11 protein-coding genes are annotated in these 16,608 nt (G+C 39.4%); 5 read left to right on the top strand and 6 right to left on the bottom strand.

Going from position 1 to position 16,608, the window contains the following annotated elements; all coding sequences use genetic code 11:
• Positions 1-27: 27 nt before the first annotated feature.
• Both ACQ96U_RS15020 and ACQ96U_RS15025 read left to right on the top strand, forming a co-directional pair.
• A complete protein-coding gene (locus ACQ96U_RS15020; protein WP_431722090.1) occupies positions 28-4,554 on the top strand; it encodes an OmpA family protein in 4,527 nt (1,508 codons plus the stop codon).
• A 111-nt stretch (positions 4,555-4,665) separates the two neighbouring features.
• Positions 4,666-5,469 carry a hypothetical protein gene (locus ACQ96U_RS15025; RefSeq protein WP_431722091.1) on the top strand — a complete coding sequence of 268 codons (804 nt, stop codon included), beginning with the start codon at positions 4,666-4,668 and terminating at the stop codon, positions 5,467-5,469.
• A gap of 126 nt (positions 5,470-5,595) precedes the next feature.
• Here ACQ96U_RS15025 and ACQ96U_RS15030 read toward each other — a convergent pair whose 3' ends face one another.
• Positions 5,596-6,444 carry a glycine zipper 2TM domain-containing protein gene (locus ACQ96U_RS15030; protein WP_431722092.1) on the bottom strand — a complete coding sequence of 283 codons (849 nt, stop codon included), beginning with the start codon at positions 6,442-6,444 and terminating at the stop codon, positions 5,596-5,598.
• 811 nt (positions 6,445-7,255) lie between these two features.
• Here ACQ96U_RS15030 and ACQ96U_RS15035 point away from each other — a divergent pair.
• The gene (locus tag ACQ96U_RS15035) at positions 7,256-7,843 is read left to right on the top strand and encodes a hypothetical protein (protein ID WP_431722093.1); all 588 of its coding nucleotides are present in this window, start codon (positions 7,256-7,258) and stop codon (positions 7,841-7,843) included.
• A gap of 185 nt (positions 7,844-8,028) precedes the next feature.
• On the opposite strand, the gene ACQ96U_RS15040 is transcribed toward ACQ96U_RS15035, so the two are convergent.
• Entirely contained in the window at positions 8,029-9,246 is a 1,218-nt protein-coding gene (locus ACQ96U_RS15040; protein WP_431722094.1) for an aminotransferase class I/II-fold pyridoxal phosphate-dependent enzyme, read from the bottom strand.
• Positions 9,247-9,772: 526 nt separating this feature from the next.
• Positions 9,773-10,525 (bottom strand): hypothetical protein, encoded by a 753-nt coding sequence (locus tag ACQ96U_RS15045; protein ID WP_431722095.1) that lies wholly within the window; start codon positions 10,523-10,525, stop codon positions 9,773-9,775.
• A 288-nt stretch (positions 10,526-10,813) separates the two neighbouring features.
• Here ACQ96U_RS15045 and ACQ96U_RS15050 point away from each other — a divergent pair, with 288 nt between their 5' ends.
• Together ACQ96U_RS15050 and ACQ96U_RS15055 are read left to right on the top strand one after the other, a co-directional pair.
• On the top strand, positions 10,814-11,335 hold the full coding sequence (locus ACQ96U_RS15050) for a hypothetical protein (protein WP_431722096.1): 522 nt from the start codon (positions 10,814-10,816) through the stop codon (positions 11,333-11,335).
• A gap of 532 nt (positions 11,336-11,867) precedes the next feature.
• Positions 11,868-12,113 (top strand): GlsB/YeaQ/YmgE family stress response membrane protein, encoded by a 246-nt coding sequence (locus ACQ96U_RS15055; RefSeq protein ID WP_431722097.1) that lies wholly within the window; start codon positions 11,868-11,870, stop codon positions 12,111-12,113.
• A gap of 227 nt (positions 12,114-12,340) precedes the next feature.
• Here ACQ96U_RS15055 and ACQ96U_RS15060 read toward each other — a convergent pair whose 3' ends face one another.
• From ACQ96U_RS15060 to ACQ96U_RS15070, 3 genes are all read right to left on the bottom strand, one after another.
• Complete coding sequence (locus ACQ96U_RS15060) at positions 12,341-13,408, bottom strand: transposase (RefSeq protein ID WP_431722098.1); 1,068 nt, start codon at positions 13,406-13,408, stop codon at positions 12,341-12,343.
• A gap of 225 nt (positions 13,409-13,633) precedes the next feature.
• On the bottom strand, positions 13,634-14,116 hold the full coding sequence (locus tag ACQ96U_RS15065; RefSeq protein WP_431722099.1) for a hypothetical protein: 483 nt from the start codon (positions 14,114-14,116) through the stop codon (positions 13,634-13,636).
• A 12-nt stretch (positions 14,117-14,128) separates the two neighbouring features.
• Positions 14,129-16,608, bottom strand: a 2,480-nt coding sequence (locus ACQ96U_RS15070) for a hypothetical protein (RefSeq protein WP_431722100.1), incomplete at its 5' end; no start/stop codon positions are given.

Below are 16,608 nucleotides of genomic sequence, written 5' to 3' on the forward strand. Positions count from 1 at the left end.
TACTTCAACTTAGAGTACACGTATACTATGGAAGCCATCAACCAGCTGGGAACTTGTCACGCATTAAAAGTGCAATACCTATGTTCTGCAGAATATCTAAATGATCATTTAATTGAAGGTTCGATCCTGCCCCTCGCCAATACACTTATACTCACAAAAGAGCATCATGGGATTACGGATGAACCTTATTTAGCATTGTGGACGACCAATGAACAGGGACAGCTATTTCACCTTAATATTGATGGCACCATAGGTCACCCCATTTATCATTTGTCTTATCAAGACCCCACTCAATTAATGTTTATTCCACTCTCCCTTTATGGACAGTGGTTTTCGATATTTAATACCTCGCTACCTTCAGCCTTAATAAAACAGCTACCTGAAAACTGGCTAAATGCTGGACTTACTATTAACTTACAGCAGCAAAAGCTAAGCGACCCACAAAGCAATGAAGAACCAGCAAGTGCAGATCACCTAAACTGGAAAAAACAACTCGCCACATCAGAAATTAATGCACTCATTATTAACCGAAACAAACTGCTTATTTTATCATTTGCGCCAAATTCATTGACGACAGAAGAAGATGTATACGTAGAGGTACGCCACCAAGGCAGTGAAGATAATCCTGCCTTTTTACAAGATATTCCTATCTATGCCACCCAAAATGGTTTTGCTGCAATTATTATTGAAGATAAACAGTCATTTATATTCAATAATGCCTTACTGCACTTTACCATCTACATTAAAGCCACAAAGCTAACGTTGTATTCATTTACTACTCAAACTTCATTTTTATTCACCACACCCTCAGCTGATATTTGTCTAGTGAATGGCACGCCTCTTTCATTGTTTGATCAATTAGCCCAACATTTTCCTTATTGGCCACAACAAATCCCTGCTTTAGAAAAGCACAATCATCATCAGCGTATTTATCATTTTCAATCAACAATGATTAATGGGTCGTTACCTAGTACAACATTAACCAAACTCATCCCTAACATTACAGACATATTAAAAAACATCGAAAACAACAATAAAAATATTCACTTGCAACATACAATTAATTATTTTGAAGCAGAATCTTTACTCTCAACATTATTCGATAGTGACACTCCTACAGCCCTTGACACTTCGCAGTTTAAAATAGCTGAAAATATATTTTCCACTTCACCACAGCAACTCGTTTCTGAAAAAAAATTACACACCTTGGTAAAACTGCCTCCCCAAATTAAACTCACGGAAGAAACTGCACAACACATGAAAGTGTTGATTAATAATACAACTCCCGGCATTCCTCAACGCTATCTACACAATTACACTGATAGCGAAAACAAACAACGGATGTTGCATGGCTTTGGTATACCAACCAAAATAAATAGCCTAACAGATCTTCTTGATTTCACGCTCAACTATTACACGGAGCTTAACAGTCGAGCGCATCAGCAAGCGATACAACAATTTATTACACTTGCTAAAAAATACCAGCAGTATGGCATTAGCTCTTTCACAAATGGCATGATGTACAGCTTACGTTTTTCTTTTTACTATCAACAACCACAGTCTACTTCACTGCCTATAACCCAACTACAATCCGTTGCACGATTATGGCAACAATACCCAGATGCCAAAATTACTATTCACGGTTTTACTGATACGATTGGCTCTTGTGAAAAAAATGGGTTACTTGCTTTGCAAAGAGCTCAGGTAGCAGCCTCACTATTAATTGAACAAGGTGTTCCCAGAGATACTATTCAAATAATTACAGGAGGCGACTTAAACCCAATATCTGGTGATGCTGGCGAAGAAGTGAGTGCTAGCCGACGTCTGGATATTTTTGTTTCTTTACCCATTCCACTTTGCACACTTACACTTAATGAAGAAATACTGGTGCAGTTACAACACACCTTGACGGAAGAGCTTTTACAACGTCTCGGTTTTTCGGCCACGGCAGCACAATTTTTAAATATTTTATCTCAGTTGCGCAAAGGGGCAACCAGTGTTACTACAACTCAACACACAACAAATCATGTATGGTTTTCCTGTGAGCTTGATGCCCAAGCACAAAAAGAAAATAAACGTTTACCGTTATATCAGCATATAGACCGTATTTTACAAACACAATTTGAAACATCGCTAACGCAGCAAAGCAACTACTTTGCATTATGGGAACGCAGCCAAGTTAACCGTACACTATTACAAGTAATGCCATGGTGCGTTCAAGATAATCTCCCTCCTCAAACCTCAGTGACATGGCTCGAAAACCAGCTCCGGCTACAATATGAGGTATTTTGTAGTCTACAGCAATTACTTATCTTCGCAGCCTGGCAAGCCAAACAAGAGAATTGTGCCCTAGAAGAAAGCATTACAAAACTGAAATTAACAGAATTTATTCAACAGTTTTTGAATAAAAACTGGTACTGGCCAACGCATTCACCCATTGATTACAGTCTTGCGCAATACTGGTTAGACGACGTAATGCTTGTAACAAATCACAATAGCGAAACAAGTAACCACCAGCCACCAAAAGGCCAAATAAGCTACAAAGCAACACCTCGTGTTCAGTTTTCGCTACCACCAGGTGAATACTGGTTAGCCTCTAGCGCAAAGCTTCTAAATGCTTCCAGTATCAACACCTTTTCAACAATGGAATTAGCGGGACAAATTCCACCTTTAGCCACTATTGAACACCTGCCTTTTGATCGAAAAATATTTAAATATACTGCAGTTTACGCCCGTGAAGCAGGCAGTGCTAGGGATAAACCATGGCAGCTACTGAGTGAATTTTTAAACCAACAACAGCGAGAAACCCTATCGCCTTTTGATCAGCTTAGGGTGCTTGTTGTTATTAAAGATCAAGAGTCTCTCTCCCAGGAAAATCCTCAATGGTTAGAACAACCCATTACTCACCCATTACCACTTAAGCTGCAAGCAATTGCTACACACTCTACGAACATACAATTAAGTTCACCTTTATATGAAATGACTTATCAGCTAAATGCAACCAATTTATTACCTGAAGAGCAACGTTTTCAAGGTGATTTTGGCGCTGTATTTTTTCCACGTTACGCCATCAATAATGAAATTATTTTAGGGCAAACGCCTTTACCCTTCATGTCATCTCATTCTGCCCGTCAACAAAGCACGTCAGCAGATAACCACTCATCAAGCTACCAACCTAGCGCAAAACAGACACTTGAGCAGTTTCAAAGGTACTTCTGGTTAACAGGGTTAACCATTGAAATACCCATTGCAACTCAACAAACGCGACGACTTATTCGGGTTCATGGTGAAGATGACTTACTTGCCCAACACACAACACCCATCTTAGGCGCCAGTGGTTTATGGCCTATGTCAATTGAGTCATCACGCTTAACACCGTGCCGTGATGCAGCAGGTACCGTCATTAAGCAGGAATATCAAGAGCCAGCGCTATTACCCCTCATAAAAAATAATCGTTGTCCTGCTATATCAGCTGACAGCCCTATATCAGGAATAGCACGTGCTTCAACCCTCTTTAGGGTGAATAATCAAGGTCGTTTTACTGCCTCACCATTTTATGCTGCAAAATTTAAAGATAGCCCGTTATTTGCTAGCCATGATGTTGATAACAATGAAGAGTTACTCCATGGATTTGAGTGGACACAAGCCATAGAACTAGCTGGTTTGGTCGCATGTAGTGAATTAAACATTCCCCACAGCTCTATATCAGACTGGCGCCAATTACCGTTTAACCTTGCTATCACAGAAAAAGTTGTACAACCTCAAACAACGGGCGTTATATGGCCTGTGAGTGGAAGTCTTTACTATTTAGGCACAGTCCAAATCAATAATAACCAACCTCAATTTTCGCCGTCTGTGAGTGAAGTGTTTGCAGAGCGACTCAATTTAACCCCCTTGCTACGCACATTAGCGAGTTATGACAATGTAGCCGTAAAACAATTACATGAAGTCTTAGGTGAGCCGCTTTGGAAAGCCGCTCAACAACACCCTATTCATATCTTTGGTGGTATAACCTCACTTCAGTATTTTAACCCCGCAGGCAAGCGTATCTTTGGTATACGGCCTTTAGCATCAGCCGCTTCAGCTGGAGACTATGTTCAGCAACGTATGACTCATGCTGAAAAAATTAATATTCATAGTGATCATCCCACTGACTTTTATTATCAAATTGGGGAACCATGTTTTCCTCAGGATAAGGTAAGTAGCTACTCTGCTCATTCTATATCCTTACGGCTACCAGCCCCCAGCAGCTACTTTTCCCCACAAATGCCTTGGTCGCAGTTTCCCAATTCCGCTGAAGTTAACATGGCCCGTCAGCATTTGCTGTATAATATACAACGTTGTAATCAACGACAGTTGCAACTTGATAACCAGGGTCTGCCGATTATACCCAATACGCCCTATCCCATCACAAACCTTATGCGCTGGCTATACTACTGTGAACTTGATAAAAAATTAAATACCCACTATACGCGCTTGCTATTAAAACATTGGTTTGCTACTGATCTGAATCAACTGGACTTATCACAGGTGGCTGGAGCGGCTACATCGTAAGATATAATAGCCTTCAACCTGTTGAATAATTATTTTAAAGCATCATTGTATCTATAGATCAGGGTTTATTTTCACATTACGCTTTTGTACAGCCTTTTATAGGAGGAAATTATGTCACCCAGTCATCAAGTTGTTATTGCTGATACGTTCCATGTTGACTTAAAAACCAACCAATCACGTTATCTCCAAGGCGAAATGATTACTGGTTCGCTTAACTTCACATACGATGAACATTATCCTGCAGATGACTTAGCAATACCCAGTAATTTTGAACTTACCCTTGACAATATTGAAGCTTGTTTAAAAGAACATATAATTGAGCAATCTAAAGCTACCTCTGCCCCGCAATTGAGCCAAACGGCTAAAAAAACATTGCTTTGTAATTCACTAAAATTAAATCCTGGAGAAAACCAGTCACTTGAATTACTGTTTGAGCTGCCTCATAACTGCCGAATTACAGATCAACAGCATCAATGGTCCATAACATGTGCATTTACGCTAGCGCAAGAAATACACACCATTGAACAGCCCATACTGATTTCTCCTGCAGAACCGCTACTCACAATAGCTAATGCCTGCGTTTCAGAGGGCGACTTTACTGAATTTAACTACCACTGGAATCAACAGCAAGGCTATATCAGTATTCAGTTCACACCATCGCCAGAGCTTTATAAAGAAATTGACCATATGAAACTACGGCTTTCATTAGCCGAATCAGGTGAAGTTAATGGGTCTCTATGGGTGAATTTGCAAGAAAAACGCCGGCAGGATTATTTCAATGCCTTGTTTGATAAAGATATAAAACGTTGTGAAATATCCTTCGACACAAACGAACTCAACAGTGCTCAGCAGGTTTATGCCAAAGTTAAAGAAAAACTCACTTACCTATTAAATCAGGTAAAGTCTCAAGGATAATGTGTCTTGCTTTAATATACACATACTCAAGATCTATCTTTCTACATAAGCATATTGGTATACATATAAAAAAACGGACATGAATATGTCCGTTTTACATCCTTCGCAAACCATTCTTAGGCTTTACTAAATTATTTCCCATGCACCATCAGCGCCTTTACACGTATCAAAGCTTTCGTTTCCAGATTTTCCTTTATTATTAATTTTCATATCTAAACTACGACACTCTGTATTCACCGCCATCGAGTCTTCAACTACATCCACGTCCTTGAGCTCAATATCATCAATATTAATGCTTTTTGGCTGCTGGCTTGAGGTTTCATTAGTTTTTGCAGTCTTAAGTACAGTTTGCTTTTCCTGAACAGTTACAGGCTTTAATAGCGACCCATGAACATAACCAATGGTAACGCCCTTTTTCGCAATCATAACCCAGTTACTAGGTGTTTTACCGACAGCAGTCACTTGTTCACCCGAAGCCAAACTCGTCACCCGATAACCCTGTTTTTCTGGGGCATTACGCACATTTGCCCGCTGTTTGGCCTGAAAGGTTTTACCAATAAGCGTTAGATTCATCACTTTTACAACACGTTTATCACGATAATAATTAACATTCCGTGTTTCTTGGCGTGTATTTCGTGTGGATATAGTCGCTTCAGCACCTGTACGCTGACTACGCCACTGTACATCTTCACCGTCTTTAGCTGTATTTAATACTGAAATAGACTTTTGTTCGAGTGCAATACGATCTTGCTCATCCAAGTACGCGCCCAATTGATTGCCTATATAACCTCCCAATACTGCACCTGCAGCAATGGCAACTTTCTTACCACGCCCCTTACCCAATGCAGATCCTACAACAGCACCTAAAACTGCACCAACAGCGGTACCGATCTCTTGTTTATTACCCTGAGTTGAGCAACCACTGGATACAACCATGGCTACGCAGAGAAAACTGCTGATCAAGACTTTTTTCATTGCCACTTCTGTCCTAGAAATACGATGATAGGCATATTCCACTAGGCGGATTTTTATGCCAAGTAAAACTTTTGGGCACCTTTAAAAACAGTGCATTTTTAGAGGTGCCCTTTTGTATAACACCCTTCTTCTGGGTAATTTATATCCTTTGCTATGGATATAACTAAAGAAAAAGGATTTTACTTACAAATGATCAAAAACAATTCATAAGGACTGTTAATGATTGTTCCTTTTGTTAAGAATGTGAAATACTTTAAACAGTATTAATGACGTAACCCAAAAAAACAAATCAAAGCCTAACTGAAAGTCTTCAGATAAGGCTAAAAAAATTGATCTATTTTACTGGATGTCATTTCCACCTTAAGTTAACCAATACAAAAAGTACAACCGTTCATTTAGCATTGTATTTCTTGGTATAAGTCTCACTATTTTTTCTACTATTCAACAAACGGATCCAAGTTTTTAATGTAAGATAGTTAAAAGAGTTTATTTGAAGCACATTCTTGTGATTAAGGGTTTTTGATTACTTCTCTTAGTGCGACTTGTTTAATGTGCATAACCTGACAAAGTTAACGCTATTCTTAGAACTATATCCTTCACTGAAGGTATATGTAAATTCAAATGACAATTGCTTTACAGTTAAAAGGTGATCGTAAGTCCATTTTGTAAGTGATACAGCACTTTATGCACACTTTTTAATAGGTCAACAAGAACCTTAAATATGACACATAAAGTGGATATAAAATGTATATGAAAAGTACACAGCAATTGGAACTGCAACTCACTTTATATGAGTAGTGTGTATAGCCTTATGTATTTATATTTTTCCTTGTTACTTGCAGTATTACTTCTACTAGTTCCAGTTTTTATCTGGCATGCACTTCATAAAGAAAAGCTGAATCCCGTCAACAAACAGAACGTTGAGAACTATCCATTCGAAGTTCTTCAATCAGTATTGAATCAGCATGATCCAAAGTGGTCTTCATCCCACCTAGAAAAACGGGCTGAAGAATGTTTGATGGCACTATGCCGCTTTCAGTCTCCCTTAAGCTTACATAGCTTTATCAGTCAACGCTTACTTAGCAAGATCAAACAGTCACAAAAGCCTGCATTTATACACCACCTCATAAGAGCAGGAGAATTCACGATCAGGCGCATTGAAGTGATTCAGCTAAATGAGTTTACTGAGCCCAGCCGTGATTACTTTGCGTGTAAGATTCTCACTAGTCATAATCACAAACTACTCTGTTCTTATCGCTGGTGTGACAAAGAATGGATGATGGATGGGTTGGCACCGTTTGACCCTCGATTAATTGGCACTTCACAAAGCCAAACCTATAACCTGGCGTGTTACTACACATTTGAGCACGATGCCAATGCCAAGTTATCTAAATCCTAACCCCCATTAAGCAAAAAATAACCATTTTCAGCATGTGCAATGATGACATCTGCAAGGGCATGCACTATAGCAGTCCTGCAATGCATGGTATGTCCTGCAGTATTTCATCAGGCTAAACCTGACAGAAATACTACAAAACAAGTGGTTGATGTGGGTTATCAAAATAACCTAAATGAATGGAAAACCTAGAAGCACTGTTCAGCAAATGCTTTTACATGCTGCTCTGCTAATGCTCGGTCTGTCGGAATACCAGTAACATTTTGTCGGCAACGGTTATTGGCAAACACAGGATAGATATGCTGATCGTATATATGCACAGCAGCATTATCTTTTGCCTGTGGATTTCTAAATAAGCCCGCATAATTGGCAGAGTACAAATACTCAATGGCCGTACCCTTAACCAACTCCTGCCAAACACTTTCTGCTTCTGCAACCCGAGCTAAAGCCTGTTCATGCTCTGACTGTAAACGCGCACCATCATTAATCATTGCTTTAGCAAACGCACGAATGATTGGATGCTCAAAAGAAGAACCCCGGGCACGAATGATAGTATTTAAAGTTAACAACGTACTTTTTTGCTCCTGTTCATCAGGGCAAAAGAGCAACACCAGTCCACAAGGTCTAAGTGAGAATGTAATAAACGCTTTAGTCGGACTAATTGCCAGGCAGAAAGGCACGTTTTGTTCCACAAAAGGTTTAATCTGTAGATCATAACTTTGTGCCATCACTGACTGATAACCTTTATCCGCTAAGTCTCGGGCAAATTCAAACCCAGAATATGCGCGATCCAACACCACAAACTGCCCTTTATCTGCAGCAACTCTCGCTCGCTGACTTACAACATCAACAGAACGCACCATGCCTGTCGTATTCATTGGGCCCGCCTGATAGATAGGCAAAGTGTTTTGCTGATCGATAATGCCATCTTGTGCAAACTCAGCAAATTGTACGCGAGCGACCTTAGCAATCGCTTTATAGGCTGGCCAGCCTAGCTCTTCAACACCCACTGTATTTAGTGCAGGATTTTGCATTAAGCCTAACTCTACGGCGGTTTTGACTGCACCCGTACCCGCATCAGACACCAAACCCAGCTTAAATTTTGACCAGTGTTCTTCTGGAACTTGCTGCCAACTTAATACGGCTTCTTTTAAATTTTCGAGCTGCGCATTAGAGTTTTTATAATCTCCAACGGTGCTTTCCTGAACTTCTTTAGTGGCATACTCAAGTAATGTGGATGATGAAGCCATGGCCTTACCTTCACCATCCAGCACAATACCTATACCATAGTTATGGCCTTGCTGATCCCGTTCACAAAGAATCTTTGCAATCTGATTAGCATCGCGACCTTCTTCTTGTAAACGTTGAGCGTGTTCAAATACCGATTGTCCAAATTCCAGAGCCATGGTGTATGTTCTCCAAGCCAACACAAAAAATCAAAGAAGCGTGTTTATGATTTCAAGACAGCTACCCAGAATATGCGCTTTTAAAACGAGCGTCATATCACTGCCGTCTAACGACAAGTCATACTAATCAGACGTAACAACTTGCGTAATGACTTAAGTCCAAACTATTACGCACAGCCTCCCCCGTCTCAAACAGTATATCGTCTAGACTGTTAATCCTGCCGTAAATTGCCAGTGCGTACAAATAAAAAATACATGGGCATTAAACGTCAGTAGCTATTCCTATTATTCCGCTATCCTCTACACACAATGCTAGTCACTTGTGGATAAATACCAAATGTGAGCATACACTGACTTTATTTGTTCAATATGAAATTTCTTGAAGAAAATTGTCACTGTATCTAGGTTCACACACACCTCACATTTAACGAACACTATATGGCAAAAAAAATGGTTGAAGGAAAAACCTACAACCATTTCTTTATCAACAACTAAAACTATCTGATACATTTCTATTTAACTTTTATTATTTAAAGCGTCCTGTACCTACACCCCATACCCAGATCAAAGAACTAAATATTAAGCCCATAAGCCCCATGCTATACATGGTACGCCAACCTGTTTCCATAGAGTTAAGCACCTTAAAATCATTAATATAGATGGTTTCACAAGCGCCATTGCCTGTATCATCTCGAGTAATACTTGTCCCACGTTTACCCAAGTGATTACTGTACTCTGACAGCCAACCTTTTAAATAAATCTGGTCACCCACTTTCACATCAGCAATTTGGTCACGAATCAATTCATCGACAGCAACAATGTGATTATTAGATAACTGATTATCCTTAAACAAACCCGCTTGAAGTGAATCTTTAGTTAAATAATTACAGGTAAATTCACCATTCCAAAAATCAAACTTATTCAGGTCAACCTGTTTGGCATTAACACCCCAAACTACACATAAATCAGCTACATTAATATGGTCTTCTGCGCGTTTATGCAGCCCAAATTTTCCATCATGGTGATTTAAAGAAACAACTAAACCACTTAATTCGTACTCATATAATGGATTTACCTCATACACCACACCACTACGCATAAGTTTAAATGACTCTTTATTTACCTTCTTCTGTAAAGGTTCTTTAGTCACCTGAGGATCAATAATTCTCTCATTAGGCGCCGGAAAATCATTCCTAAACCAAAAACCTACTGCAGCCATAATTACACTTATGTAAAATGTCCATTTTACTAATTTATATAATGACGTTTTTTGTTTCACAGGCAACTCCCTATCAACAACTTGTTAATATGCCCTGCGAATTACCGGTATTCAGCAGCATCATAGAACATGACATATTATGTCAAATAGGAGCTTACCTGTTCAAGAATCAACCGACGAACTGCAATCAATATACTTGACTCTGAAAAACAAGTGCACAAAGAGTTAGTAAATACTAACATTTGAATAAAATCAAACCTATAAACCACTTTAATGTTTTTGTAGACATCATTCAGACGAGTTAATACCCTTACACCAACTACAAGTGCTAACAAACATGGAACAAATATGCTAAAAAAATATTTCATAGCCATCTTACTATTAATAACGTCTTTACACGTCGCCGCATTTCCAGGTGAAACCCGACGCTATTTTAAAGACTGGCTAGTAAACTGCTTAAATGATGCGAACAATACCTGTCGCTCAGTGACACATGTTAGAAATAAAGCATTATTCCCTTATAGTGATGGCACTATATTTCAATTTATTATTCAGCAACAACCCGCTACAAATGGTACTGAAACAGAAATTATCTTTTACCATGTCCTAGATAACGCTTATCCTGCTGATAACGCGACATTCATCATCGATGATATCCAGTCTTTCCGGTTTAAATTACTTGCAAGTGAAAGCCTAAACGAACGTAAGCTCTCTCAAAAAGATACAGAATCAATATTAAATGGATTAAAGAAAGGACATACATTAACAATACAATATACCAGTCAATCCAAAGAACCAGTGGAAGTTAAAATTTCACTAAGAGGAATTACTGCGGCGTTACTTTTTGCAGAAGAACATATCAATAAATAAATATCACCTATAATAATACTTTTTATTCACAAAAATGATTAAGTTATATATATTTATTAATAGCGTTAACTTAACATCAACTAACATACTTTAAACTTCTTCACAAAAGAGTGTCTGTTGCTTAAAAGTAGCAGACAACGCACTACCCAAGAACAGACAGTGCAATACATAAAATCAAGCCCAACAAGATTTTATCATCTTGATATATAATTTTCGCTATCGTAGTAGTTGAACCACCAAGGATGAATTGTTAAATAACCAAAAAACATAATACCATGGTACAGTAAACTAAGAGGCTTTCCTCCTTCTCTATAAGCATCTCTGACTAAAAATTTTGATCATATTCAAATAATGGACACCTCTTCTTCTAGATAAGACAGCTAGCCATAGATTCACTAGTATTTTGAGATAAAAATATCTCAAATACGTGATTTACATTTCATAATTAACTAAAATTAAATGTATTTTCAATTTTTTTTCGTATAGTAAAGATTCCTTACAATTAACTATGAATTTCTTAGGGAGATTAACTATGGGAATAGTTACTTGGATCATCTTAGGCTTATTAGCTGGTATTTTAGCTAAGTGGATAATGCCTGGTCGTGACGGTGGAGGTCTAATTATTACCACCCTTTTAGGGATTGCAGGTGCTTTTGTTGGTGGTTACGTAGGTAGCTTATTTGGTTTTGGTAGTGTTAATGCTTTTACTATAGAAAGTATATTAATTGCTACTGGAGGTGCATTTATTATTTTATTCCTGTATCGACTCATTAAATAATTACAATCCAATAAAAAGCCTGTCATTTCTAAAAAATGGCAGTTTTTTTATTTTTACAGCAATTACTATTACTTACAAAACTAACATTATAATACCTGGCCTTACTATAACGTAACCGCCAAATCATCCACACTCTGCCATCCATGAAATATCTTTTGTATAACAAATAAATAAAAGGACACCCACTATTTATATAACTAAAAACCAACCCAACAACTGTCTACATCTTATGTATATATTATTTTTCCAGAAAATAACTGTTTAGCTAAACTTATTCCTTTAATAAACTTACGTTGCCATTGAGCAATTGTTTGCTGGAAACTCTGCTCCGTCCCCATCACATCAATAAAACGTTTTTCTTTTTTACTCACATAAATTAGTAATTCATCATGGTTGATGTTTAGCCTTTCTAAAATTGGAGGAATATTGCTAGAAATAGCGCCTCGCTTATCATCACGAATAGCCCTTCCCAACCAGTCTACCAGTTGCAAATAGTCTTTTAACGTAAAGGGTATCGTAGTTTTCTTGCCTTGCTTTTCATGACCTGAAAAACGGAGTAAGGGAGCAGCAGGTTTAGTATGTTTGGGTAACTTTGTCGTTCTGGAAAAATGCTTATTTTGAGGCTTTTTTTTCTGCTGGCTTTGCTGTTGACGTTTTGTCCAAGCAATCATTCTCACTTGAATTGAGGTAAAATCTGAGGCTTCCGGTGTTTCAGCTATTCCTGCACGAACTGGGTTTAAATCTACATAACTCATACAGGTTAATAATGCCGCTTCATCCAATAATGCTTGGCTTTTAAAGCGCCCTTCCCAAAACCGACCCTTACAACCATCTTCATCATTGGCCCAACGAGCGATAGGCTCATTTAAACAACGCATAAACCAGGACAAATCAGCTAACCGCTGCCGCCATTGCTGCACAATATCATTAACAACGTTAAGTTCAGCTTTATCCAGCGTCGCTCCCGCTAAAAAACGCTGAATCATGGGTGGTCCGTGGTATAACTTCCGCCAACGACGAATGATTTCATCATCAGTCCATTGCTCTGCCTTTTCCTTATTAATACGAACCACTAAATGATAGTGATTTGACATCACCGCATAGGCACATATATCAATGGCAAACACCTTAACCAGCTCGGTGAGTCGTTCAATCAGCCAGGCTTTTCGATGATCAAAATTACGTCCTGTAACCTGATCATCACCACATAAAAAGGCCCGACGAACACACCGACATATACAGTGATAATACGGCGTATCCGCCACACTGACTAACTGACTTCGTGGCCGTGTCATCCTTTAACCTCCACTCAAAACTGACTACTTTATAACCAGAAGTATAGACCTACACCTTTGGCTATTTTTTGATCACAGTCAAATCTTGGCTGTCCTCTTCTTTTACCTCTGGCTATTTTTTGATCACAATCAAATAGTGGATGTCCTCTTCTTTCCTGATCACAATCAAATAGTGGATGTCCTGTTCTTTGCTTCTAAAGTTCGCGTACTACTATTTGGAACTACCTACTTCGAACTAATCGCTCCATATTCACCCGAATCAATCTTATTCCTAAACTTCACAAGCTCCACTAATTTGCTTGTTGATATCTCCTCGTATATCTCTTCTAGTGTTAACTCCGCATCATCTTTTGTGCTTAGCAATGCCAACTTTTCTAGCTTTTCCATGCCCTCATTGGAGTTCAAGTATACCAACCCAATTGCAGCCCACATCGTTTGACAACTATCTTCAGATTCCAACCCCTCTACCAGCAATTTCTTGACTGATTGAATTCCAGCTCTAGCCAACCAATATAACTCTAAAGAATCACTTCCTGCTATTTGTGCAGCAACATCTACTATTTCCTTTTCCGTGTAAAAAGTCTTGAGTTCTCTAATATCAGCTAACATTGCATCTATAATTTCACCTAATTCCCTTGGTTTTGAAGACACGGTATCAGCCAAATCCTGAAAAATTGATATCAATCTATCTTTTAAATTCTCGCTCATATTAATATCTTTTTATTGCCTCCAATTCGGATAAAAAGTATTGACCTTTCCTGCGTTATCCAACTGTATTGTAATTGAGATATTTTTTTCAGTTCCAACCCATTTGGATGAGTAACTATTAAAATTGACTTTATTTGCATTATTCGCAAGTATGTTGTCAGTTGCTGAAACAGAGTTTGAGGAAGTCCATCCTGACGGCAATAACGTCTTAACACCTTTTACTTTGGAACCGTCAGAATTATAGGCAAGAGCATTATTTCTAGCCTTTGCATTTTTAAATGCCCCATCTTTTGGAAGTTGGACTCGTGTCGCACCATTTGGAAGTTCCTGAATAAAAATTTCATCTGCAGTATTATTAAACTCATCGAAACGAGTAACTTTTGTGGTTTTGTATTGTTTGCCAGCCTGAGCATTCAATTTAATAAACTCGTCAAACGCTTCCCTCGTGTGCATTCCACCTTCAAGCTTCCAGACTCCGTCAGCGTTAACGAAATCGCCTTTATGAACGTGATCCCATCTACCAGTATTCCATTTTGAGTTTATGTGATTGTCTATATCAGCTTTCGAAAGCAGTTTACTGTTTGGAACAAAAGCAAACTTTCCATACCCACCGTCGATTATACCTGTATTTATGGTATACGCTGTTGATAAACTAACATTATTAAAAGCATAACCACTTCCACTGAAACTTGGTATGTTCAACTCACCATTATATTTATAACTATATTCCCTCGGATGCCAGCCATATAGACCTTCAACGTTCTGATAAGACTTTGATCTAAAACTTAATTTACCAAAGGCTTTTTTCCCAGCTGGAGTTAAAACTAATGCTACAGTAGCCGCAGGTAAACCATATTGCATAAACACTTTACTACCAGCAATTTCATCCTCCCCCGGAGTAAAAAATTCCGAAACCATTTGGTGCTCACCAGAAGGAAAATAGCTAAAAGCGATTGAAGATAAAAAGTTTCCTGATGTTTTAGCTAAACCAAACCAGTCTCCTTTTGAGCCAGTCCATCCAGACTGAAAACCTTTTTGATCATTGACCCAAACATCCCCTCCCAACGCTGCCCCAATAAAACCACTGGACGAATTACTTGCATTACTAAATACTTCGGTCATTAATTCCCAGCTTCTAACTATCCTCTCCCATAAATTACGTTCCTTTATATCACTTGACCTGTTAGGAAGCCGGCTATCTCCTAGCCCATAACCAACACTTTCTGCCTTATGAGTAGATAATGCATATGAGCTATCTAACTGATAAAACTTATAATTTTCATTGTATTCGTCTTGTGTTACTGGAGGAGTACCTCCTGCACCATTACTTGCCAAACCATACTTGGCCAGCCAAGCTAAGCCAGCTTGGCCTTCTAGGCTTTCCTCTAAACCCTTGCGTTCATCAAGTACAATACTTTCCTGAACAGCTGTAGAGCTTAGCTGGTAGAAGCTTGAGTTATCATCTCGAAGGCGTTTTAGGTTCTCTTTCTCCAATCTCCCTTGCCCACGCTCACTAACCACAGCCCCACTCGACTTACTTTGAGTACTATGTGCATGCTGCTGAGCACTGGCTTTTTGTGGTGCCTGTTGATCACGCGGATCATCATTCATCCACCCATCAAAGGTCTTAGTTAATGAAGCACCAATGGCCTGCCCAACGGCTTGGCGTGCAGCATTTTTAAAATTAAATTTATTACCAAAGACTTTGGCATCAACTGCCGAAGACACGACTGACTCGGTTAAGGCTTCTCCGAATTTACCGCCCCAATCAGCAGCGCCTATCGTAGAACTAACCGCTCCACCTAACTCAGCGCCTATCGCTGAAGCCGCAACTGACTTCCAGCTAAACTTATGCTCTCGGTCCATTGCACTGGATACTAGCTGACGAGCAGTTGCTTTAGCTGCAGCCATATAACCTTTAGAGCCTTTAACTGCATTACCCACTTTTTGCATTGTGGATATCGACTCACCTGTCGTCTTTGCGTTAGCCACTGCATTAGCTGAGTTACCAGCCCACTGTTCAACCCCCACACTTGCAGCCGCCATTAATCCATCACGAGCCACATCTTTCCAAGAAAAATGGAAGCCACTCTGCTGCCCCATGGCGATAGCACCTGCTTGGGTAATAGCCTGCGATGTAATTCCTGCACCTATTACACCAGCTCCAAATCCTGCCGCAGCCCCCATAGCGGTCCCAGCTACAGCAGATCCTGTAGTTGCAGTGACTGCACTACCCACCATTGATGACACAGCACCACTCAGAGCAGAAAATGCTGCAGCCGCTGCCCAAGCTGCCACCACAGCCACAACCACCATCACCACCATGGCCGCACCACCACAACCGCCACCCGCAGCCTTAATCGGTGGCGGTGGCATATCCGGTAACGTCGGACTCACATCACCAATCGCCACCCCAGCGTTATAGGGGCGGAAGGTACTGCTGTTATTGTGGATATTGGTGACTTTGTTCGGCACCGTGAGGAAGGTGCCCG

This window comes from Zooshikella sp. RANM57 (assembly GCF_050749885.1).
Taxonomy (GTDB): Bacteria; Pseudomonadota; Gammaproteobacteria; order Pseudomonadales; family Zooshikellaceae; genus Zooshikella.